At 40.7% G+C, this 23,808-nt stretch carries 20 protein-coding genes; 12 read left to right on the forward strand and 8 right to left on the reverse strand.

The features are described from left to right. Positions 1 to 134: 134 nt before the first annotated feature. Entirely contained in the window at positions 135 to 1,154 is a 1,020-nt protein-coding gene (recA, locus tag N7U62_RS21120) for a recombinase RecA (RefSeq protein ID WP_264140102.1), read from the reverse strand. 327 nt (positions 1,155 to 1,481) lie between these two features. Here recA and N7U62_RS21125 point away from each other — a divergent pair, with 327 nt between their 5' ends. The 7 genes from N7U62_RS21125 (at position 1,482) to tsf (ending at position 6,763) form a co-directional block, all read left to right on the forward strand. Further along, entirely contained in the window at positions 1,482 to 2,165 is a 684-nt protein-coding gene (locus N7U62_RS21125; protein ID WP_264140103.1) for a response regulator, read from the forward strand. A gap of 15 nt (positions 2,166 to 2,180) precedes the next feature. Then, positions 2,181 to 3,221, forward strand: a complete 1,041-nt coding sequence (locus N7U62_RS21130) for a sensor histidine kinase (protein WP_264140104.1) — start codon at positions 2,181 to 2,183, stop codon at positions 3,219 to 3,221. Between the two features lie 36 nt (positions 3,222 to 3,257). Further along, positions 3,258 to 3,983 carry an RluA family pseudouridine synthase gene (locus N7U62_RS21135; RefSeq protein ID WP_264140105.1) on the forward strand — a complete coding sequence of 242 codons (726 nt, stop codon included), beginning with the start codon at positions 3,258 to 3,260 and terminating at the stop codon, positions 3,981 to 3,983. Between the two features lie 107 nt (positions 3,984 to 4,090). Next, a complete protein-coding gene (gene rplM, locus N7U62_RS21140; protein ID WP_264140106.1) occupies positions 4,091 to 4,534 on the forward strand; it encodes a 50S ribosomal protein L13 in 444 nt (147 codons plus the stop codon). 5 nt (positions 4,535 to 4,539) lie between these two features. Then, on the forward strand, positions 4,540 to 4,926 hold the full coding sequence (gene rpsI / locus N7U62_RS21145) for a 30S ribosomal protein S9 (RefSeq protein WP_264140107.1): 387 nt from the start codon (positions 4,540 to 4,542) through the stop codon (positions 4,924 to 4,926). A gap of 32 nt (positions 4,927 to 4,958) precedes the next feature. Next, positions 4,959 to 5,717, forward strand: a complete 759-nt coding sequence (gene rpsB / locus N7U62_RS21150) for a 30S ribosomal protein S2 (protein WP_264140108.1) — start codon at positions 4,959 to 4,961, stop codon at positions 5,715 to 5,717. A gap of 212 nt (positions 5,718 to 5,929) precedes the next feature. Next, positions 5,930 to 6,763 (forward strand): translation elongation factor Ts, encoded by an 834-nt coding sequence (tsf, locus tag N7U62_RS21155; protein WP_264140109.1) that lies wholly within the window; start codon positions 5,930 to 5,932, stop codon positions 6,761 to 6,763. Positions 6,764 to 6,826: 63 nt separating this feature from the next. On the opposite strand, the gene N7U62_RS21160 is transcribed toward tsf, so the two are convergent. From N7U62_RS21160 to N7U62_RS21170, 3 genes are all read right to left on the reverse strand, one after another. Then, a complete protein-coding gene (locus tag N7U62_RS21160; RefSeq protein WP_264140110.1) occupies positions 6,827 to 7,888 on the reverse strand; it encodes a glycoside hydrolase family 5 protein in 1,062 nt (353 codons plus the stop codon). Positions 7,889 to 8,061: 173 nt separating this feature from the next. Further along, positions 8,062 to 10,359 (reverse strand): beta-glucosidase BglX, encoded by a 2,298-nt coding sequence (gene bglX, locus N7U62_RS21165; RefSeq protein WP_264140111.1) that lies wholly within the window; start codon positions 10,357 to 10,359, stop codon positions 8,062 to 8,064. Positions 10,360 to 10,611: 252 nt separating this feature from the next. After that, the gene (locus tag N7U62_RS21170) at positions 10,612 to 13,536 is read right to left on the reverse strand and encodes a triple tyrosine motif-containing protein (protein ID WP_264140112.1); all 2,925 of its coding nucleotides are present in this window, start codon (positions 13,534 to 13,536) and stop codon (positions 10,612 to 10,614) included. Between the two features lie 245 nt (positions 13,537 to 13,781). Between N7U62_RS21170 and N7U62_RS21175 the strand changes: the two genes are divergently transcribed. The 3 genes from N7U62_RS21175 to N7U62_RS21185 are packed head-to-tail and all read left to right on the forward strand — an operon-like array spanning position 13,782 to position 19,713. Then, positions 13,782 to 17,096 carry a SusC/RagA family TonB-linked outer membrane protein gene (locus N7U62_RS21175; RefSeq protein ID WP_264140113.1) on the forward strand — a complete coding sequence of 1,105 codons (3,315 nt, stop codon included), beginning with the start codon at positions 13,782 to 13,784 and terminating at the stop codon, positions 17,094 to 17,096. A gap of 50 nt (positions 17,097 to 17,146) precedes the next feature. Beyond that, positions 17,147 to 18,859, forward strand: a complete 1,713-nt coding sequence (locus N7U62_RS21180) for a RagB/SusD family nutrient uptake outer membrane protein (RefSeq protein ID WP_264140114.1) — start codon at positions 17,147 to 17,149, stop codon at positions 18,857 to 18,859. Between the two features lie 29 nt (positions 18,860 to 18,888). Continuing rightward, on the forward strand, positions 18,889 to 19,713 hold the full coding sequence (locus tag N7U62_RS21185) for a hypothetical protein (protein WP_264140115.1): 825 nt from the start codon (positions 18,889 to 18,891) through the stop codon (positions 19,711 to 19,713). Between the two features lie 147 nt (positions 19,714 to 19,860). Here N7U62_RS21185 and N7U62_RS21190 read toward each other — a convergent pair whose 3' ends face one another. The 4 genes from N7U62_RS21190 to N7U62_RS21205 are packed head-to-tail and all read right to left on the reverse strand — an operon-like array spanning position 19,861 to position 22,434. After that, complete coding sequence (locus N7U62_RS21190; RefSeq protein WP_264140116.1) at positions 19,861 to 20,439, reverse strand: O-methyltransferase; 579 nt, start codon at positions 20,437 to 20,439, stop codon at positions 19,861 to 19,863. 45 nt (positions 20,440 to 20,484) lie between these two features. Further along, a complete protein-coding gene (locus tag N7U62_RS21195) occupies positions 20,485 to 21,384 on the reverse strand; it encodes a sterol desaturase family protein (protein ID WP_264140117.1) in 900 nt (299 codons plus the stop codon). Positions 21,385 to 21,425: 41 nt separating this feature from the next. Beyond that, complete coding sequence (locus tag N7U62_RS21200) at positions 21,426 to 21,983, reverse strand: sigma factor (RefSeq protein ID WP_264140118.1); 558 nt, start codon at positions 21,981 to 21,983, stop codon at positions 21,426 to 21,428. Positions 21,984 to 22,026: 43 nt separating this feature from the next. Continuing rightward, entirely contained in the window at positions 22,027 to 22,434 is a 408-nt protein-coding gene (locus N7U62_RS21205) for a GNAT family N-acetyltransferase (RefSeq protein WP_264140119.1), read from the reverse strand. Positions 22,435 to 22,538: 104 nt separating this feature from the next. Here N7U62_RS21205 and N7U62_RS21210 point away from each other — a divergent pair, with 104 nt between their 5' ends. After that, positions 22,539 to 23,309, forward strand: coding sequence for a DnaJ domain-containing protein (locus N7U62_RS21210; protein ID WP_264140120.1), 771 nt, complete (start codon positions 22,539 to 22,541; stop codon positions 23,307 to 23,309). Between the two features lie 211 nt (positions 23,310 to 23,520). Next, positions 23,521 to 23,808, forward strand: coding sequence for an FtsB family cell division protein (locus tag N7U62_RS21215; RefSeq protein ID WP_264140121.1), 288 nt, complete (start codon positions 23,521 to 23,523; stop codon positions 23,806 to 23,808).

Consider the following 23,808-nt stretch of genomic DNA (forward strand, 5'->3'; position numbering starts at 1 on the left):
AAAAAATTGAATCGCAAAATTATAAAAATTCGCTTCTCCCGATGAGCATCGTCAAGGAATATTATTGGTAGGCCTCAAATGAAAAGAGCAAGGCGGAAGGCCTTGCTCTTAGAATGGTGGTGGTTGTTGAGACTTTAGGCCTCAGCGACTTCTTCTGTCTTTCCACTTATTTTGTTTTTGATGGCGATTTCTAATTCTTCCATCAATTCTGGATTGTCTAGCAGTAGATTTTTTACCGCATCTCTACCTTGACCCAGTTTGTTTCCTTTGTAAGAGAACCACGAACCGGCCTTGTTGACAATGTTCATCTCTACTCCAATATCTATGATTTCGCCCACTTTGGAGATACCTTCTCCATACATGATGTCGAATTCTACGACTTTGAATGGAGGAGCAACCTTGTTCTTTACCACTTTCACTCTGGCGCGGTTACCTAATATGTTGTCGGCACTTTCCTTGATCTGTCCGATTCTTCTGATGTCTAGTCGAACAGAAGCGTAAAATTTAAGAGCGTTACCCCCTGTAGTGGTTTCTGGATTTCCGAACATCACACCAATTTTTTCACGCAGCTGGTTAATGAATATACATGAACAACCTGTCTTGTGGATAGCTCCGGTTAGTTTTCTTAAGGCCTGAGACATCAGTCGGGCTTGTAGACCCATTTTACTTTCTCCCATTTCGCCTTCTAGTTCTGCCTTGGGTACCAGGGCAGCTACAGAGTCAATCACTATGATGTCTATGGCACCTGATCTGATTAGGTGCTCAGCGATCTCTAGTGCTTGCTCACCGTTGTCTGGTTGGGAGATCAATAGGTTCTCAGTGTCAATCCCAAGTTTCTCGGCATAGGATTTATCAAAAGCATGTTCTGCATCGATAAAAGCAGCCATGCCCCCTTGTTTTTGAGCTTCTGCAATACAGTGCATGCTCAAGGTCGTTTTACCCGAAGATTCTGGTCCGTATATTTCAACTATACGACCTTTCGGAATGCCGCCGATCCCCAATGCAATATCAAGGCTAACTGATCCTGTGGGGATGGCGGGGATATCAACCACGCTTTCATCAGAAAGCTTCATGATCGTGCCTTTCCCGTAGGTCTTTTCTAATTTATCTAGGGTGAGTTGAAGTGCTTTTTGTTTTTCAGCGTTTTCGCTCATTGTGATGTCGTTTTGTTGTGGAAATGAAGACGTAATTTATAGCTAATTTCACAATTTTTTTCTTATCTCAGAGATTTGAAAAGGTAAATATTTTAGCAATTATAGAGTGTTTTAGACATAAATCGAAATTATATGCTAAAAAAATTAGTATTACTGATATTGGATTAGTAATCTAGTTGATAGTCAGTGGTATAGCTTCGTTATATTTCCCTAATGTTACTATTTTGTTACCGCTTATTTATTCGGCTCATTATTTGAATAAAAATTGTGAGTTTTGAGGGATTTATTAAGCTTTGGTTAATCCAAAGGATTTAGTGAGAAACACAAATGTCAGGAAATAAGAAAATATTGGTTGTAGATGATGAGGTTGATATTCTTGACCTATTGAAATACAACCTTGAAAAAGAGGGGTATCAGGTAGAAGTAGCTGAAAACGGGATGGAAGCTGTGAAGCTGGCTAAGAAGTTCGTCCCTGATCTTGTCCTATTAGATATCATGATGCCAGGACAGGATGGAGTGGAGACTTGTAGACAGTTGAGAGAATTCAAAGAACTGGCTAATAGTTTTATCATCTTTTTAACTGCCAGGGTGGAGGAGTACTCTGAGGTAGCGGCTTTTGAGAATGGAGCTGACGACTATCTGACTAAACCGATCAAGCCAAGAGCCCTAATGAGCCGAATCAATGCGGTTTTCAGGAGGTCCAAGAAAGAAGTAGATCAAGTAGAGAAAGTTTCTGCCGGAGATCTGGAAATAGACAAAGACAGCTACACTGTAAAAAGAGGTGCTGAAGAATTCTCATTACCGAAGAAGGAATTTGAGCTATTGTATTTTCTTGCTCAGCATCCGGGTAAAGTTTTTAGCCGCGACGAACTCCTATATAATATATGGGGTACGGATGTCTATGTATTGGCCCGAACGGTAGATGTTCATGTCAGAAAAGTAAGAGAGAAGATCGGAGATGGCTATATTGCCACTATCAAAGGGGTCGGATACAAGTTCGATTTCGACTGATTCTGAAATCCTGATATGCTTTTAAATTCCAGAGGTCTTGCGATAATCCTGTCAGGCTGTATAGCTGCTATTGCATTAGGTAGTTTGTTGCTGTTGCCTGATATTCCGGTCTATGCGTATTGGTTGGTGTTCTTTGTGTCTTTTGGTACGGGATACATTCTGATCAACGTCGTATTGGAGTTTCTTTTCTTTCGTGAGTTGAGGAGCATCTATAAGATGTTTGAACAGATTCGTGCCAATGATCTCTCCCAGCTAGAGCCTAATAAAAAATTCGGTCACAGTTCGATCAATCAAATCCATCAGGAGATTTACGATTATGCCCATGGCAAGCAAAGTGAGATCGAAGAGTTGAAGCAATTGGCCAAATTCAGACGCCAATTCCTGGCAGATGTGTCTCACGAATTAAAAACTCCCATTTTCGCTGCCCAAGGCTTTGTTCATACTTTGCTGGATGGTGCGATAGATGACAAGAAGAACCGCATGAAGTTTTTGAAACGGGCGGCTAAAAACCTGGATGGTTTGGATATGCTTGTACAGGATCTGCTCACCGTGTCGCACATGGAGGCAGGAGACATCACCATGCAAAAAGAGCCCGTGGATATCTGTGAAATGATCTACGAGATTTTTGATCAGATGGAAGACAATGCGGAGAAGCATAATATTACCCTCAAAATGAATGAGCCGCGCTATGAAGAGATTAAGGTCATAGCAGATCCTCAGCGCATCTATCAAGTGCTGCTCAACCTGATCACAAATGCTGTGAAATACTCCGATGAAGGTGGGAGAGTTGAAGTTTCTCTCAATGAGGCAGGTTCTAAACTGGATATTCGAGTCAAGGATAATGGAATTGGGATCCCGTCTGAACATCTCAACCGAATATTCGAGCGATTCTATCGAGTAGACAAGAGTAGGTCAAAAGCCATTGGGGGTACAGGTCTTGGACTGTCTATTGTAAAGCATATCGTAGAGGCACATAAGAGTGAGATTAAGGTGGTGAGTTCGCCAGGACAAGGTTCTACCTTCAGTTTTAGATTGGATAAGTATAAGCCTCAATAGTGGGAAGTCGTAGTAATTGGCTTTCTTTGCGCTCCAATGAGCAAGGCGTCTAAAAACATCAATATCGAGGATATCAAAGTCTATGAAGATGATCATTATATAGTGATCAACAAACCTGCTTTTATATCCACCTTGGAGGATAGGAGTGATCCACAAAACATACTTTCCTTATTTAAGGAGCAGTATTCAGATGTTTTTGTGTGTCACCGATTGGATAAAGAGACCAGTGGAGCACTATTGCTGGCCAAAGACGAGGAATCTTATAGGCATGCTGCGATTCAGTTTGAGGAGAGAAAGGTGGATAAGGTTTATCACGCACTTGTAGAAGGGAAATTTATGGACGAGACGATTCAGGTAGATATGCCGCTGAGGATTGCCGGTTCGGGTCGGGTAAAAACTGATCCTCGCAAAGGCAAAGAAGCAGTGACACTTTTTCGTCCTAAAAAATATATGGGCAACTACACTTTGGTAGAGGCTAAACCTGTATCGGGTCGTAGACACCAGATCCGGGTGCATTTGGGATATTTGGGATTCCCGATTTGTGGGGATACCTATTATAGTGGAAAGCCGATCTTTCTTTCGGCAATGAAAAAGAACTATAAACTGGCAGAAGGTAGAGAAGAAAGGCCGCTATTTGATCGTGTGGCACTTCATGCGTATAGTTTAGAGTTGGTCGACGGGGCTGGAAAAACGCTCTCAGTGACATGCGATTATCCAAAGGATATGGATATGATAATGAATAAGATAGAGAAGTTTGGGTGATTCGGACTATTTTCCTGATCCTCTTTGCTTTTTCAAAAGTAAACCTCTATTTTTGTGTCCCTTTTTGAGGGCAGTAGGATTTTGACTATAAAAATCATAGAAAAACAGTGGATTCAATAAGTTATAAAACAGCGATGACCAATAAAGCCACAGCGGACAAGCAGTGGGTCGTGGTAGATGCTGAAGGAAAAGTATTGGGAAGATTGGCAAGTGAAGTTGCCAAAATGATCAGAGGTAAGCACAAGCCAGGTTACACACCTAATGTGGATTGCGGTGACAATGTTATCGTGGTTAACTCTGATAAGGTAAAAATGACAGGGAAAAAGTGGACAGACAAGAAGTATGTGTCTCACACTGGGTATCCTGGAGGTCAGAGAGTTCAAACTCCTAATGAAGTGAAAGCAAAGTCATCTACTATCCTAGTAGAGAGAGCTGTAAGAGGCATGCTTCCTAAGAATAGATTAGGTAGAGCTTTGTTTAACAATTTATATGTATACGAAGGAGCTGAGCACAAGCACGAAGCGCAAACTCCTAAAGAGGTAAAACTTTAATCTGAATGGAAGTAGTAAACACCATTGGTAGAAGAAAGACATCTGTTGCTAGGCTGTATATCACTCCTGGTAAAGGTGATTTGAAAATCAATAACAGGGACATCAAAGAGTATTTCCCTTTCGAAATTTATCAAACTATCGTTAAGCAGCCATTGGTTTTGCTTGAGGAAGATGGGAATTTTGATCTAAAAGTAAATGTATCTGGAGGCGGATACAAAGGTCAGGCAGAAGCAATTCGTTTGGCTATTTCTCGCGCACTTTGCGACATCAATCCTGAGCACAGACCTCCTTTGAAGAAAGAAGGATGGTTGACAAGAGACCCAAGAATGGTTGAACGTAAGAAGCCAGGTAGAAGAAAAGCGAGAAGAGCGTTCCAGTTCAGTAAGCGTTAATACAATATTTTATTATATAAGTAAATTTTTTAATGGCTAAACTACAGCACAAAGACTTACTTGATGCTGGTGTCCACTTCGGACACTTGACGAGAAAGTGGGATCCTAAAATGGCGCCATACATCTTCATGGAGAAGAATGGTATCCATATTATTGATCTACATAAATCGCTTGAATGCCTCGAAGAAGCATCAAATGCACTCAAGCAGATCGTGAAATCAGGACGTAAAGTAATGTTCGTCGCTACTAAAAAGCAGGCGAGAGAAATCGTATCTGAAGAAGCGCAAAAATTAAGAATGCCATATGTTACTGACAGATGGCTAGGTGGTATGTTGACTAACTTCGCTACAATCAGAAAATCTTTGAAGAAAATGTCTTCAATGGATAAGATGTTGAAAGATGATGCTTTCAAGAATCTTGCGAAAAGAGAGAAGTTGATGATCAGCAGGGAAAAAGTGAAATTGGAAAGAATCTTAGGAGGTATTTCTGATTTGACAAGACTTCCAGCAGCACTATTCGTAGTGGACATCAAGAGAGAACATATCGCGATCAAAGAAGCTCAAAAATTGAACATCCCTGTGTTCGCTATGGTGGATACTAACTCTGATCCTAATCAGGTTGACTTCCCGATTCCTGCAAACGATGATGCTTTCAAATCTATTCAATTAATTATCAATCATATTGGTAAAGAGTTGGAAGAGGCGCTAGCTGAAAGAAAGAAGGACAAGGAAGATGCTAAGGAAAAAGAAGCAATAGCTGAAAAAGCTAAGGCTGACGAGAAGGGCGAGTAATCCTACTTAGATTGAAATAGTCTTGAAAATATAGAAATTGAATCCCGGTGTTCTGGGATTCAATTTTTGTTTAAGCCTGCCTGTCCGGTAGGCAGGCCCGCCTGTTCGGCTGGCAGGTCCTTCCTCGAAGGAGGACTCGCTCATCTAAGTTTCTCTCAAGAATCAGATGGGTAAATTAGAATAGAAGTAAAAACATAAAATAATATTTAAAGATGGCAATTACTGCACAAGAAGTAAACAAGCTGCGTCAGATGACTGGAGCTGGTATGATGGATTGTAAAAAAGCTTTGACAGAAGCTGAAGGTGATTTTGACAAGGCAATCGAATTGCTTAGAAAAAAAGGACAGAAAGTATCTGCTTCAAGAGCTGATAGAGAGACTAACGAAGGTGTGGTTTTCGTGAAAACTAACGAAGATGCTACTACTGGTGTAATCGTCGCTTTCACTTGCGAAACTGACTTTGTGGCTAAAAATGATGAGTTCATCGCTTTGGGTGATGCAATCGCTACTGCTGCTTTCGAAAACAAACCTGCTGATATTGCTGCTTTGAAGGCATTGAAAGCTGGAGACCTTACTTTCGACGAGAAAATCATCGAAATGGTAGGTAAGATCGGTGAGAAAATGGAAATCGTAGCTTACGAAGTGATGGAAGGTGAAGCCATCGTTCCTTACGTACACATGGGTGGTAAGCTTGGTGTTTTGGTTTCATTGAAAAATGCTAACGGTGCAGACGTAACTGAAGCAGGTAAGGATGTAGCTATGCAGATTGCAGCTATGAACCCAATCGCTGTTGATAAAGAAGGTGTAGATGCTACTGTAGTAGAGAAAGAAATCGAAATCGGAAAAGATCAAGCAAGACAAGAAGGTAAGCCTGAGGCTATGCTTGAGAAAATCGCGCTTGGTAAATTGAACAAATTCTACAAAGAGAATACTTTGTTGAGCCAGGATTTCGTGAAAGATAACAAAAAGTCTATCGCTCAATACCTTGATGGTGTTAGCAAAGGATTGACTGTAACAGAGTTCAAACGAATCTCTATCGGAGGTTAATCTCTGAGAAAATTGAAATTGATTACATGACCGCTGGCGTACTGCTAGCGGTTTTTTTGTGTTTTATGGTTTGTCGTAGTTCCTGTTTAGTAGGATGTTTCTTAGATACAGGCCAGATTCTGTCAGATCACTTTCTAGTGGTTTTACTTCTGCTGAAGTACCCGGTTTGAATATAGAGGCTCCTTCGTCTTTGTCAGAGACGGCCCAGTTGCACCAGGATAGCTGATTGTCATCCATCCATTTCATCCATAATTTGGTCTCTTCATAATCAATGTCTCCATCGCCATCGGCATTGATCACCCCGAACTCTGATACAAATAAGCATAAGTTATTTACCATTGCTTTGTCTGCTATTTTTCTTAGGTCAGCTGTGTGAGTGCCTGCATAGAAATGTAAAACATACGCAACATTAGGATCATTTAAGGGCTTTTCTACTACTTCATCTACTCTTTGAGACCAGGTTCTGGTACCACACAGGATCAAATTGTCAGGATCATGAGCTCGGATGGCGGCAATAACTTTTTCGCTGTATGGAAAAAGTACGGTTTTCCAGTCGTCCGCCAGGGGCTCGTTGTAAATCTCGTAAATGACATTTGGGACGTCAGCGTATTTTTCGGCCATCAAGCCAAAGAAAGCTACAGCGGATTGCGGGTCTTTACTGGCTTCATGTGAATGATAGTCGATGATGACGTAGATGCCATTGTCAATGGCTGACTGGACTGCATTTTCTACCTTGGCTATTTCTGTTTCTGGGTTTTCGATGTATCCACCATGATCTACTCCCATGGCTGCTCGGATGATGTCGATTCCCCATTCCTCTGTTAGCCAACTTATGGTGTTATTGTTGAAATACTTGCCTTGCCACTGACTCCAAAACAAAGACATTCCTCTCAGTTGAACTACATCACCATCCTTGTCTGTGAGGCGATTGCCTTTGACTTGTAGTGCGCCGTGTCTTTCAATAGGAGTAGCGTTTGGGTCTTTTTCGTTAGTAGTATTGTCTTCTTCTTCCGAAGGTGTTTTTTCTTGATCGGTTTGTGTTTTGGGTTCTTCGTCTGTCTGTGTACTACAGGAGGTGAAAACCAAAAGTAATAGAATAGAGAAAAGAGCGGTAGTTTTTTTCATTTTAGTCTAGATGAAACCATGCAACTGATTTTATTATTTCAAAACTAAAATGTGAAGACTCACTTTGGCCACTGTGAATCTCCCAAATGCAATAGATAAATGGTCAGAGTAAAGGAGGTGGGGATAAGGAAAGATAGCCATTCTACCCGAATGGATAGAATGGCTTTTAGTTTTTATAGGTTTGGAGCTTTATTCCATTCAAAGTTGGTTTTAATCAAATCTCGAGAGTTTCCACCGATCATTACACTGAACAAACCGGGTTCTACTACATAGTTGCCGTCATTGTCATAATAACCCAGATTCTCTTCTGATAAGGTGAATTCTACCATTTTAGACTCACCTGGAATCAATTGAACCTTTTTGAATCCTTTCAATTCTTTAACCGGCCTTGGAAGACTTGCAACCAGATCTCTGATATAAAGTTGAACTACTTCAGTTCCCTGAACCTCACCTGTGTTAGTTACCATGGCGCTTACGATCATACCATTGTCATTTGGGTTAACAGTGATCTTGTCATATGAAAAAGTCGTGTAGCTAAGGCCATATCCAAATGGGTAGAGTGGATCATTGGTTTCATCCGTATAGTGTGACCAAAACACCTCGTTTTTTGGGCCTGGTCGACCTGTGCTAAGGTAGTTGTAGTAGATCGGGACTTGTCCGTTGCTTCTGGGGAAGGTCATTGGGAGCTTGCCAGAAGGGTTGTGATCTCCATACAATACATCTGCTATGGCATGCCCAGATTCACTACCTAAGAACCACGTTTCTAAAATTGCAGTAGCCTCTTCATCCAGCTCAGGTATAGCCAACGGACGTCCGTTCATCAAAACGATGACAACATTTGGATTCGCTTTTTTAACTGCCTCAAAGAGCTCAAGTTGAAGACCTCTAAGTCCAATATTGGCTTGACTTCTACCTTCTCCAGACTGGTAGCAATCTTCCCCAATGGCTAAAAGTACGATTTCTGACTTTTTTGCTGCAGCTATTGCTTCTGGGAAACCGGAACGATCTTCTGTATTGAAACTAATTTCACCTGCAAAACCTCTTTCACTTGTAACTAAATCACAGCCTTTAGCATAGTTGATTTGAGTGTTATCACCAATCTTCGCTTTGATTCCTTCCAGTAATGAAACCGCGGAGTTGCTGATTGCGGAAGCTCGCCAGTTACCAAGGGGAGCATCTTTGTCATCTGCCAAGGGACCAATAACTGCGATGGATTTCAAATCCTTCTTCAAGGGTAGGATGCTGTTTTCGTTTTTGAGCAGCACGATAGATTCTCTAGCAACTTTCAATGCGGCAGCCCTGTTGCCTGGGCTTAGGAGAGTGTTTTTCTCTCTAAGTGTGTCTGAGTACTTGTAAGGATCTTCGAACAGTCCTAAGCGATATTTGATACGTAAAACGCGTGATACAGCTTCGTCTAAATAGCCCGTGTCTGCCTCTCCTGATTCTATCATTTGCTGCAAGTGATTGGCGTAAGCATATCCCTCCATATCCATGTCATTTCCCGCAGCGAAGGCCTTGGAAGCGGCTTCTTTAAGGTCTTGAGCTGCTCCATGGTCAATCATCTCACCGATACTATTCCAGTCCGATACCACAAACCCTTCAAAGCCCCACTTGTCCTTAAGCAGGTCTCTTTGAATGTAGCTGTTCGCTGTAGCTGGCACCCCTTGTATGATGTTAAATGAATTCATATAGGTAGCTGCTCCTGCTTCTGTAGCCGCTTTAAATGGAGGTAGGATCACGTTGTGTAGGGTGCTGTTGCTCACATCTACCGTGTTGTAGTCTTTTCCCGATTCGGCAAAAGCATAGCCTGCAAAGTGCTTGGCACATGCAGCAATGGTGTTTTTGTCTGACAAATCCTCACCCTGAAAGCCACGCACTCTGGCAGCAGAAAGGACACTACTTAAATAAGGATCCTCGCCAGCGCCTTCCATGACACGACCCCATCGTGCATCTCTACCTACGTCCATCATAGGTGCAAATGTCCAGTGAAGCCCTGCGGCAGCTGATTCTACAGCTGCGATGGATGCTGAGAGCTCTAAAAGCCCGGGGTCCCAGGAAGCGGCTTCCCCTAAAGGAACCGGAAACATGGTTTGATAACCATGTATCACATCATAGCCAAAAATCAACGGAATACCTAAGCGGCTGTTTTCTACAACAAGCTTTTGAGCATTCAGAGTAGCTTCTGCACCAATTACATTGAGCATGGAGCCAACTCTTCCGGATTTTAAGTTTTCTTCATGAGCTTTAGCATACTCATTGTTAGGTGCGGGGCCTGTCATGTTCCATTGGCTGGTGATTTGATGCAATTGACCTACTTTTTCTTCCAAAGTCATTTTGGAAAGTAGTTCATTAACAAATCGATCTTCCTCCGAGACCTCTACCTGTGTAGAACCACAGGATTGTATGAAAATAATTAATAGAAATAGTAGGGTGGATGGTATGAACAGTCTAGTGTCTTTTGATGTCCTCATGCTTATTGTATTTAGTGCCGTTTGCCTGAATAGTTTCAGGTAAGTCCAATTAGAATACAATAGTGATGATGAATTGTCTGAACTCTTAATAAAGAGCCACATCATTAATACATCAAAGTACTTTACAGGGGCACATCAAAAACACTACATATTGCCTTTAAAAGTGCCTTTATGTTCTTTTATAGCTGTTTTGTCACGTCTGCTGTATCATTAATTCAAGAATTGTCTAATACATCAATGAAGTTCTATAAGTTAGAAACGCCCAATGAATTCTGTTAAGTTTATTTCTCTCTGAAGATCCAGTTTTTTTCTTAGTCGATAGCGTGCAATTTCAACTCCACGATTTGTAATGTTCATTAGTTGAGCAATCTCCTTTGTAGAGAGATTCATTCTAAGATAGTTTGAGAGTTTGACCTCTTGTGGAGTTAGGTTTTTGTATTTGTTTCTTAATCTTTGGGTGAAATCCCCATGGACCTGATCAAAATATTGCTGGAAATGTTCCCATTCCTCATCGTGCGTGATGCTCTTGTCTATCTTTTTCATCATGTCTTTCAGAGCTTTGGTGTTTCCGCTCTTTTTATCCTGACTTAGGATTTGTTGGATGTCATTTTTAAGTCCAGATAACAGCTGATTCTTATCTATCAGGTTCATGGTTGAACTAGCCAGCTCCTTGTTTTTTGTGTTTATTTCAAATTCAAGCTTCTCATTTTTCAGTTTCATGATTTCAGCCTTAGATTTTTGAGTCTGTTCTTCAAGCTCATTGTCTTTTTTGATCAGTTCTCGCTTTTGGTTAAGCGTGAGTACTTTCTTTTCTTTTTTGTGTCTCACACTTTGTCTAAAGACGATAGCGAGTACCGTGCCTATCATGCCCAGAAAATATAAACTGAAGGCCAGGTTGGTCCTGTACCATGGGGCAGTGACCGAAAATTTATAGCTAGCAATGGGGCTTTCTATATTATAGATGTTTTTGGCTTTGACTTGTAGCTCATAAGAGCCTTCTCTTAGGTTGGTGTATTCCTTTTCTGTATTTTGTGACCATAGAGACCAATCTGAATCGTTACCTTTTAAATAATAACTGAATTGTGTTTTTTGATCATCATCTGAAAAGGTAGAACTGAACTGGAAGAGTAAGGAGTTCTCTTCATAAGGGAAAACAGGAATGCTAGAAGAAGGTTGTTTTTGAATGATTTCTCCATTTTTTACAAAATTCCCTGAAAAAACAGTTCTTTTATTGTTAGTCGAAATGACCCTTCGGATCATGACATTGATTGGTTTTAAAAGATTAGACGCCTTACTTGGGTTGTAATGTATAAATCCCTCATGAGCCCCGAACATGATATTGTCGTAATCAAGGATACTGATGTTTTCAAGATCATCATTCAGTCTTCCGTGGATTTTGTTAAAAATCTTCGTATACGTACTATGGCTTTCGAATTTCCCTTTTCTTATCATTCCGGTTGAGTCTCCACTGATGAAATAAATATCTCCGTTAGGAGCCTGAGCCATTTCTCTTATATGAATACTATCTCCAAATATTTCAGTGAAATATGTACTTAGTTCGAATTGATCATTTTTTTTATCATACTGATAAATGCCTTGTTCAGAACAAAACAGGTATTCGTTATTAATTGAAAAAAGATTGATCAGATGAGTTGTGCTAAAACCTTCGTCTGTACCATAAAATTTAACAGAGTCTACTTGATCATAATGCTTGGATGGATATATTCTGAACACTCCTTTGTATCCATGAGACATCCAAATTGATCCGTCCATATCCTCTTTAAAAACTCTGGTCGATTCTCTAAGACCTTCGAGTAGACCGCTGCCCTCCCAGCTGTCCCCGTTTTTTTTGTAGACCTGGAGCCCAAGGTAGCTACCCTCTAAAAGTAATTCTGGATGATTTCTCGGAATGATAAAATCCCATGCCCCAAGTACATTGGACATTATTTGGGGCTTCATGCTATGTTTGGGGTCAAGCAATGTCGCTCCTTGTGTATGTCCTAGAAGTATTTTGTCTTCTAAACTTTGGATAGAATATACTTGTCCCTCTTCCAGTTTTTTCATTTTTCTTCCATTCCCTCCCTCCTTAGAAAGAAAAAACAGTCCGCTGTTTGTCCCTAAAAATAAACCGCTTTGATCTGCATAACTACAGTACCCAGCACCCTCTACACCGTACTGTTCATTGATATAGGTAAAGGGGGATGAATATTCAATTTTTGCTAATCCGTTATTTTGTCCCACCCATAGGTTGCCATATCTATCTTCAATGATTCTAAAAACCTCCTTGTTATTAAATCCTCTGTCTTTATTCAGTTCGTCAGTTATTTGACCATCAGTATCGATGAATACAATTCCGTTATTGCTAGTTCCCAGTACAATTTGATGATTGCTCAACAGGGTCGAGGTTCTCAAGGTTAGATTCTTTAAATATGAATTGGCAGATACTTCCCATTCTTTAAATTGATTGTTGTTATAGATGTAAACTCCGTTTGATTGTGTGAAGGCAATGAGGCGATCATTAGAGTATGGAATCAGTCCAATGATTAATTTGTCATTTAATTTTTGACTCCCAAAAACTGGTATAATGTGGTTTCTTTCAACAAAGATGAGTCCTTGTTCTTCTAATTGTACATAAAGTTGGTTTCGTACCATGAAACTTGATTTGATAGCAAGGTCGCTAGCAATTCTTTTCACATCCGTACCATTATATAGGAATATTTCTCTCTCTGTAAGGAAGTAAACATCATCTCCTCTAACAAAACAATTCCAGACCTCAGCAATGTTTCCTTGTGACTCTGGTAGCATGTCAGATAAAGAGTGATAAGTTAATTCACCTTTTTTATCAGGAAAGTAATAGCCAAACTGGCCTTGCGCACCGATATAAATTCTGCCATTAGGGTGTTGAGAAACGGCCCTCACTTTTGTGCCATTTATTACTGGATAGAGTCTCCAAGAGGATCCATCATACTCTAAAAGGCCATAATTATTTCCGATGTATATGATGCCTCTTTGATCTTGGGTAAGAGTGTGATTTTGCATACCCGCATTATACTCACGAGGTAAAAATGTTCTAATAAAAGGTATTCCTTTATAGTTGCGTGCGGTGATGGTAAATGTATCAAAAAGGGATAGTAAAAATATAAGTCCTAATACAATTGATGTAGTCTTTCTCGTCATAGTTGGAAAATTAATTTTAATTAACCCTTGCTAAATATGTCCTTTAATGACCGTAAAACCTAATAATTCTCGTCGTTTGATGAGTTTTTGATGTATTTGGTGAAATGCAATGATGTAGTATTGTGTATACCCCTTATTTAGAGAGTGTCTGCATGTTTATCATAATTGTGACAGGTTATATGATGTATAACCGCAGAGAGAGACAAACTCTCAGCATGAAATATTACTAAACTAAATATTTAAGTATGATTAAATGTAGACTAATGGACATTAGGCCTATGGGTCTGATGGCACTGTCCTTAGCATTACTAATGCTATGGAGCTTCAACTTAAAAGCTCAGGACACAGTTGTGAAAGGTCAGGTGACCTCAACAGTGGGTGAGTCGCTACCGGGAGTCAGCGTATTGCTGAAGGGTACGACTACCGGTACAGTTACCGATATCGATGGTAACTTTTCAATTTCAGTTTCTTCAGACGATCAAGTTTTGGTTTTCTCTTTTATAGGGATGAAAGCGCAGGAGGTTGCCGTAGGAGGGCGATCTGTGATTGATGTAGTGATGGAGGATGATGTAACTGCTCTAGAAGAAGTAGTAGTAGTAGGGTATGGCACAAAGAAAAAAGCCTTAGTAACAGGGGCTAATATTCGTCAGGATGGCGAAACTCTTCGTGCTTTGAATACTGGACAACCCATGGAGGCCTTGCAAGGTATAACTCCTGGGGTAAGTATTTCCAGAACAAGTGGTCAACCTGGTGCCGGTACTAAGGTAAGAATTCGTGGGGTAGGAACTATTGCCAACTCTAATCCTCTATATGTAGTAGATGGTGTGCCTGTAGGAAATAATATCGACTATTTGGCACCAGCAGATATTGAGTCCATTGATGTATTGAAGGATGCAGCTTCAGCAGCTATATATGGTTCTCGTGGTGCAAATGGTGTGGTTCTCGTAACAACGAGAAAAGGTAAAAAAGGTGCGAAAGCTCAGATTACTTATAATGGATATTATGGTGTCCAAAATATGTATCGCAAGCCTCCAGCGCTGAATGCACAGGAGTACATGTTCATAATTGATGAAGGAAGAACAAATGATGGAAAGGAGCCTACTGATTGGGAAGCTGTAATAAAAAATACTTCAATTGACCCTAATGATGGTAGTACCCAGTACAACGGTTGGTTAGAAGAAACTTACCCTGGGCAAGGGGTTGAATATGGAGAATATGTTTGGAATAGACTTCAGAATGGTTGGGAAGGAACTGATTGGGTAGATGAAATCTCTCAAGAGGATGCGCCTATTCAAAGCCATTCCATTAATGTAACTGGGGCATCTGAAGATATGTCTTATTCAGCAGGGTTTTCTTATTTTGATCAAACAGGGATTATCGGCGGTGAAATCATCGATGCTGGATACAAAAGGTTGAATGCCAGATTAAATACTGAATTTAAACTGCTTGAGTTTGGAGGAAGAAAAATTCTGAAAGTAGGAGAGAACCTGACTTATACCAATACGGAAAATAGAAGTACTGGTACAGGAAATATCTACTGGAATGACCTGCACGATGCGATTGTAACCAATCCGCTGATGCCGGCTTACTGGCAAGGTCCTCATAATGAGTATGGTTTTGCTCCAACTCTAGAGGGAATTAGCCTTGGTCAGACTAACCCAATTGCAACTATGTTTTACCGTCATAATTTTAATTATGGAAAGGGTAACAATATAGTAGGTAATGTATATGCAGAATTGGAGCCAATTGAAAAACTAAAAATCCGTTCTTCTTATGGTATTAACTCATGGTTTGGTCATAGTAGATCTTATTCACCAGCTTACGGCCTAGCTTCTTTATATCAAAGGTTGGAATCTGCTGAATCTATTCAGCAAGATATGTATCATGGTGCAAATTCTACATGGACTACTACTGCCTCTTATGAGATGGATTTTGGTCTTCATAATATCGCTGTGTTGGTTGGTAATGAGCAAATCAGATATGACATATTGAACTTTAATGTAGGAGGCAACAGGAGAAATCCTTTGTACTCCGATCCAGATTATGCTTATCTGGATAATACAGCGCCTGCTGCTTCTACAGCCGATTTAGGCGTTTGGGGTCGAGATGTTGCTGCCAATGGCGGTGGTATATTTTCATACATGGGGCGTTTATCATATAACTTCCAAGAAAAATACATTGTTGATTATACCTTCCGTCGTGATGGTTCATCCAATTTTAGTGAAGGAAATCGATATGGTAACTTCCACTCCGTTTCCGCAGCTTGGAATTTCACTCAAGAGTCAATATTTTCTAATCTGAACTTTATCGATGACGGTAAGTTACGTGCGAGTTGGGGACAAAATGGTAATCAGGACATTGGGGCTTTTAGGTTCCAAACCAATATTATACCTGTAGCCCAGGGGTATTATTTCGGAGCAAATAAACTCGCTTCATCTACCACATATGTACCGGAAAATGCACCGAACCCAAATGTGGGTTGGGAAACTTCAGAACAAATTGATATAGGTTTAGATGCAACTTTTATGAATTCGCGTTTGGCCCTCAATTTTGATTGGTATAAAAAAATAACTAAAGATTGGTTGGTTCGGGCTCCAGTATTAGGAACTACTGGTGCTGCTGCACCATGGATCAATGGCGGGGACGTAGAAAATACGGGTATCGAAATGGTACTAAGCTGGAAAGATGAATTAGGTGACTTCAAATATGGTCTTACGCTTAGCGGAGCTACTTTGAAGAACGAAGTGACTCGATTAGCGAATGCTGAAAAATTCATCATCGGACCTTCTGATGTATTGTCTCAGGGTACTTCTTATGTATCTAGAGTAGAAGTGGGAGAGCCTATTGGATTCTTCTATGGATTTGAGACGGATGGCATATTACAGAATCAAGCTGAAGTAGACGCTTATGTCGGGCCAGAAGGCAACCCAATGTCTTTCCCTGAAGAATATGGTGTAATTCCTGGCGATTTGAGATTTGTAGATCAGAATAATGATGGTGTAATTGATGAAAATGATAAGGTTAATCTAGGAAATCCAATTCCAGATTTCGAATTGGGTATTCAGCTCAATGCGTCATGGAAAGGCGTTTATGCTAATATGACTTTGGCAGGGAAATTTGGCCACCAGGTGATGAGATCTTATCGTTCATTCGCGGACAATTTTGATCAGAACTATACCACCGAGGTTTTCGGTAGATGGCACGGTGAGGGCACTTCAGACCGAATCCCTCGACTTAGCAGTGTTTCACACAGAAATCAGCAATACATTTCTGATGTTTACATGTATGATGCGGATTATCTACGAATCAATAACCTGACGGTTGGATATGATTTTGGTAGCATGGCACAAAATGCTGGCTGGTTTAGTGCTGCACAAGTATATGTGACAGTAAACAACTTACACACCTTTACTAAATATGAAGGTATGGATCCTGAAGTTTCCTTTTCAGGAAATGATGATCCAAATAGTCCTGGATATGCACCATGGGCCTCAGGTATTGACCTAGGATTGTACCCATTGGCACGAACAGTAATGGTAGGTGTGAATCTCACTTTCTAAAAGACATGATGATGAAAATGATGAAAAAATATTTTTATACAATAGCAACAATGGTCTTAATAACACCATTGGTCATAGGCCTAACGAGTTGTAACGATGAATTTCTTGATACATCTAACAAGTTTGGCTCGAATACGGATACTTTTTACAAAACCAAAGCAGATTTTGATGCTGCTCTAGGTGGTGTATACTACAGTTTATATCTCGAAGGAGGCAATGTCTTCGGCGAGGAGCACATTACTTCGATGCTACTTAGTGATTTGATGCTGGGCGGTGGAGGCCCTGATGATCAGGGAGCTAAAAATGTAGATGCTTTTACTGATCCTAATGATGATACATATAGGGATCTTTGGAGAGAAACCTATAATGGGATTTTCAGAGCAAATAATGTGATAGAGAAGATTGTAGAAGCTGATTTGTCAGAAGATTTTTCTAGCGCTGCGGAGCAAGAAAGCTACAAAAATCAGGTTTTAGGGGAGATGTATTTCATGAGAGGTTTTCTACTTTTCAGAGCAGCTAAATTTTTCGGAGGTATGCCACTTATGGTTTCTTCTACTACACCTATCGATGTGCCTCGTGCTTCGTTCACTGAGACCTTTGGACAAATTGCCTCTGATTTTCAGCAAGGTATAGAGTTACTTCCCGAAATCGACCCTGCTGCCATTCCTGCTGAAGATTATGGACATGCCAATCATTGGATTGCACAGGCTTATCTAGCTCGAGTATACCTTTTTTACACAGGGTATATGACCAATATTGAGGAGCAAAGTACTGATGCGTTAACCTTGCCAGATGGCGGTACTATTACCAGGCAAGATGTGATTGATGAACTGACCGACTGTGTTCAGAATAGTGGTTATGCTTTGGTAAGTGATTTCAGAAATTTGTGGCCTTATTCGTATATGAATCAGCAAGCAGGTTCTGTGGTTTACCCTTGGGCTGATACCGAAAACTTATCATGGGCTGGTCAAGATGGATTCGGTAGTACTATTGGAACTGGTAATTCTGAGGTAATGTTTTCTCTTCGGTACTCATTTGCAGATTGGAGCTGGGTCAAAGGTCAAAGAACTACCAACAGAGCTTGTTTGTTTTTTGCGCTAAGAGGTAATTCAGGTTTGACTCCATTCGGAGAAGGCTGGGGCTGGGGTCCTGTTCATACTAGTTTCTTCAATTCATGGGATAATGCCGATGAAAGGAAGTTAGGGTCTGTCCTGCAAGTAGGGTTAGCTGCAGAGGGTACTGATGGTTACCAGGGCGATAAAGGAGATCACGAAACAGGTCTCTTCAACAAAAAGTACATTCATCTGGAATATGATGGTGGCTCTGGTATGCAGGGACTATTCAATCATATCTATTCTTGGCCTAATACGGACATGCAGCTACGTCATGCACAGGATTTCTATTATATGAGATTTGCAGATGTATTGCTGATGCTTTCGGAGCTTACAGAAGACGCTACTTATATGAACCAAGTAAGGAATCGAGCAGGCTTAGCTGATATTGCTTATTCTCCAGAAGCCTTAAAACAGGAAAGAATGTATGAATTGGCATTCGAAGGACTTCGTTGGTTTGATCTAGTTCGTTGGGGGGATGTAAATAATGCGTCCATGAATTACTTTGACAATGAAATAGATGTAAGAAATTCAGGCAGTGCAACCACATACAGTGTTACCTACCGTCCAGAAACCAAAGGTCTGGTTTCTATTCCTGAATCTGAGATTAGACTTTCAGATGGATTATATGAGCAAAACCCTGGATGGTAAAATTGATTGTGAAAGAAAATCGAAGAAAGATGAAATTATTTAGAAATATTAAATTGATGGCTTTGGGTGCTGCAGTATTAGTCAGTGCGTGCGAGCCGATCGAAGATAGAGATACGCTAAGCAATAGTTTTGACCCTGACAATATAGAACTTGAAGTGGTACAATCCACTCCAGGTGGTAATGGGTTGACGCTGAAGATGAATACACCAGGGGTCATTGGCTTTTGGGATTATAATATCAATACAGCGTATACAGATGAAGTAAAGGTGAACTATCCAATTCCAGGAGAGCAAACCTTTACATATAGTGTGGCTACAGCATATATGCCCAATGGTGATCCAGGGGAAACAGAGTATATTGAGAAATCAGTTACTGTTAACATTGAAGTTCTAGATCAACCTTTGCCAGAGGCTTATTATGCTTTGGTAGGACAAGATTTAGGAGGTAAGACTTGGGTATTTGATGGTGGGCCTGCTGCAGATGGCAGACAGTGGTGGTTCATGTCAGATCCAGGAAACCCATGGGGGATTTGGTGGAATGCAGCAGGTGATTGTTGTCCTCCTGCAGATGCAGCAGGTAAAATGGTTTTCGATCTAGATAGAGCCGCTAATTTTATCTACTATGCAGATGCTGCTGGAGACCCAGTTACTGGAGGTACGTTTACTTTTAATTCTGATTATACTAAACTGACCATTGGTGGAGGCACCAATCTATTAGGAACCATTCCTGGATCTGGTGGAGGAAATGCTGGTGTATACCAAATTGTAGAATTGACTGCTGACAGAATGGTTCTTTTTGTTCCTGATGCAGAGTGGGCTACAGGCTGGACCTGGGTATTTGTTCCAGAGGCTTAATAAAGTTTTTCAATAGTTGAGAGGGTGTATTCAACACCCTCTTTTAAATTTTGATTAATGTTTGAATTATGAAATTGCATTAATCATGCTTTTTTTTAAGTAGTATAAAAGGGGGAGAAGTCCCCCTTTTTTATTTAAGTTAATTTATTACTTTTTACTACAAATAATCACTCCTGTAGACCACTCCATTTTTGTCATGGTGAGGTCTTCACGGGATTGCAGGTAGTCAATCAGTGCGGTGGCTTTTTCGGCGTGTCCCTCAGGCCAATTGGGTTGGGGAGTCATGTCATCGATGACATATAGACCGCCGACTTTCAGTAGTGCGAGTGTTTCGTCCAGCGCACTGTATTTGCCTGGCCATGCATCTGCAAAGATCAAATCAAAAGACTCTCCCTTGTATTCCTTTATCCATGGAGTTCCGTCTGCGCAGATCAGTGATATGCGATCATCTGTACTGAAAAAGCCCTTAGCGATTTCGGTCAATTGCGGGTCATTGTCGATGCTGATTAGCTGGGATTGACTATCCATGCCATCAATCATCCAGGCAAGTGAAAGACTCATGCCTGTCCCTAGTTCGAGAAAGTTGCCTGCAGGTTTAGAGGCTATCAAAGATTTGAGCAAGGTGCCGATAAATAGGTCTGAAGGCATGGAGAAGCCAATTTCTTTGCATTTAGCTTCCAGCTTAGGATATACAGCCGGGATATCAGTGATATGGTTTTGGTTCATTGGTTTGATAGTTGTTGGTATGGTTTTACTAAGATGTTACTTTTTTTAATCTTTACAGCATCCTTTGACTATTGTTGCCGGAAAACGCAATTGTTTTAAATATTCATCTTCTGAAGGGTAGATGAAATTAGATTCTTTCACCACTCCCACCTCTTTGACCGAAGTGTCGCTGTTGAAATAGCTACCGAAGACCAGATCCCAAAATGGTAATATGTTTCCAAAATTTTTGGCCTCATCTAAAATGACACTGTGATGAAAGTGGTGTAGATGTGGAGTGACAATCAGGTAATCTAAGAGGCTTCTTCTCGTCAGTATATTGGCGTGTGAGAGATAGGCGATGACCACATGTAGCACCCCTACTCCAAAAATCACATCCTCATGGAATCCTAATAAAAGCAGCGGGACAATTTTGAGGAAAGTATTGAGTAGCATGTTGACAGGGTGCATCCAATTGGTTTTGAACCAATTGAGACCGGTAGGTAAGTGGTGAATGGAATGAATTTTCCAAAGAGCTAAGCTGATTAAAGACCTGCTGTTGCCAACATGACTGACGCGATGGTAAAAGTAGGGGAGCAGCTCGCCGATCAGGTTGGCCAATGCAAAGTTGATCCAAAAAGGTAGATGTTGATTCCATGTTTGGTTGAGATCAAAGAAAGATTGAATATTGAGTATCAATGTTAAGGCCAGTGCTCGACCCAGGCTATCAAAAATGGCAGTGGAGGCAAAATATTTGAGGTCTATAGATAATGAGGATCGTGTGCTTTTCCATTCCAACTTTTTAGGGATCAGGCGTTCTAATAAGAATATGTAGCCGGCTGTACTGACAAATATGATAAAAGAGACTAGAGTTAAGTTCCAATTCTGATCAATAGAAAGTGATGCCATGGCACCTGCGACGATCAGCCCCAGAGGAATGGCTGCTTTAATTGTAAAGTTGTTTTTCATTTTACCTTTATAGTCGAATGACCTAAGGAAAGGAGTCACAATTACAGAGAAAAGTTCAGTTTTTTCATTTCCTTTTGTAGATCGACGGGCAATTCACAGTCCGTTTTTAGCTCATATTCTACTATCTGACCACTTGAATTATAATTAATATCTACACAGTCACTGATCATGGCTCTGAGTTTTTTTCGAGCCCTTTTAATCCTTGATTTGGTAGCACTTAGGCTTAGCTGTAGGCGATCCGCCACTTGTTGTTGAGGTATATTCTCTACATCGCTGAGGTAGAGGGCTTGTGCATATGTATCAGGTAAATAATGCTGGATCACAAACCCTACCAAATCACAAGCGCAGGCTGATGGAGAACTGTTGGAGCTCCATGTTTCGACTGTTCGATTTATTTTGCGATAGTAGTCTGCTATCGTGTTTCTTGTCACTTGATACAACCAGGCCTTTGGATTGTGGATGGTTCTGTCACGAGCTAGGGCCAGTTTTAATCCCACCTCTTGTAGAATATCAGCAGCATCTTCGTGATCATTCACTTTACTCAAGATGAATTGATTGATAGAATTTTTGTATTGTTGCCAGAGTTTTTCTGTGTCCATGCTTCAAATGAATGATCTAATCCTCATACGAGAGAATGAAGCATTAGTGTTCACCTCCCTGATAAATCCACATAGGTTCGGTCTGGCCGGCACGTTCGAATCCTACTTTCTTGTAGAAGTCGATGGCTTTGCCATCTGCCGTAAGCATCTGCATGTGAAAGTCGGCATAGTGCTCTTGCATTTTGTCCATGATCTGCTGACCAATACCCTGTCCCTGATAGTCCGGATGTACCAGGAGGTGGGGATAGTACACCATCAGGTAACCATCTGAGATCGCATTGCCTATCCCAACCAATCGATCATCAGCCCAGGCCGATACCAAGGCATGTGAATTCATCAGCGCTTTGTACAGTAGATCCGGTTTGTCAGCTGCACTCCAGCCATTGGCTCGATACAAGTCGACGATGGAGTCCTTGTTGATGTTTCTGTCTTCTGATATTCTAATATCCATTGCGATTGAATTTATATAAAATAAATAAGCTATCCTGCTCATTCGGATATTGTGAGATAGAATATTTAATTTCCCGGTTTAGATCAATCAAAATTCCCAACCCGGTGCACAATCATTATCTGGATGTACTAGAGCTTCACGAAGGAGCCAGTAAAGCTGAAGTAAAGAAGGCTTATAGAAGACTGTCTAAAGTCTACCACCCGGACTTGAATAAGAGCGAGGATGCACAGCAAAGGTTTATTGAGATCACTGAGGCTTACAAATTCCTGATGGATGTGGGGCCGCGTCCTCAGACCATTCATCAATCTGAACCAGACTATGGATATGATCCAGATGTGGAAGCCTACCGACAGTGGAGAGAAAAAGCCAAGGCCTATGCCAGACAAAAGCAAAGAGACGCCATTCGTCGGCAAAACGAACTGATCAAAAATCTCTTGCGATTTTTCAATTATGCCACTTTTGTCATGTTGGGATTTAACATTCTGTTAGAGCTGGATCGTTATCTACCTATGGACGAAGCACCTTATGAGGAGTTTGAGTATCATCGCAACCGCGGCTATCATGATTATGTGGAGTTTGCTGAATTCGAAATGAAATTTGATCAGGGATTGATCAAGGAGTTTGATGTGGGGCAGCCAGTAGTAGTCAGTTCGACTCCTATCTTTGCTACTCCTGTGTATCTACACTATACCCAAAAGAGTGGTAAGAAACACACTGCCTATGATAGATACTCGCTAGCAGGCTTTTTCAGTTTTATGATGAAACTCGTGTTTCTTGGCGTACTTCTTTACTTCATTACACGCAATCTGGATACGCAACTTTCATTGGCGATTGTATTGATGTTTATCTATTGGTTCGAGTTGATCTTGTTCTAATCGGATCATTTTTTCTTTCAAAAATATTGAACTAATCTAGAGCTTTTGCCCTGTTTTCGGTTCTATTCAATCAGGCATGAATTTTTAGAAAGCAGAATAAATTGGGTTGAATCAGATATTGTCATGGGGTTACCGACATCAGGACTATTGTAGTTTCTGTGGTGGAAATCCCATTCGCTTTTTTTACCTTTGAGAGGTAAAACACATCCCTATGAGGCAGTCAATCAAATTTACCAAAAACTTCTACTTCATTGCTACCGTAGTATTTTTGATCTGGATGCTGTTTTTTGATTCTAATGATTTTTACTCCCAGTACCAGTTGAAAAACAAGGTGGAGGAATTAGAAGATCAAAAAGCTTACTATCAAGACAAGATCAAAGACACCGAGGCAGATCGAGAAGCCTTGCTCAACGATGCGGAACTCCTCGAAAAATTTGCCCGTGAGAAATATTATATGAAAAAAGATGGCGAAGAGGTATTCGTCGTGGTAGAAGAATAA

Source organism: Reichenbachiella ulvae (assembly GCF_025833875.1).
Taxonomy (GTDB): domain Bacteria; phylum Bacteroidota; class Bacteroidia; order Cytophagales; family Cyclobacteriaceae; genus Reichenbachiella; species Reichenbachiella ulvae.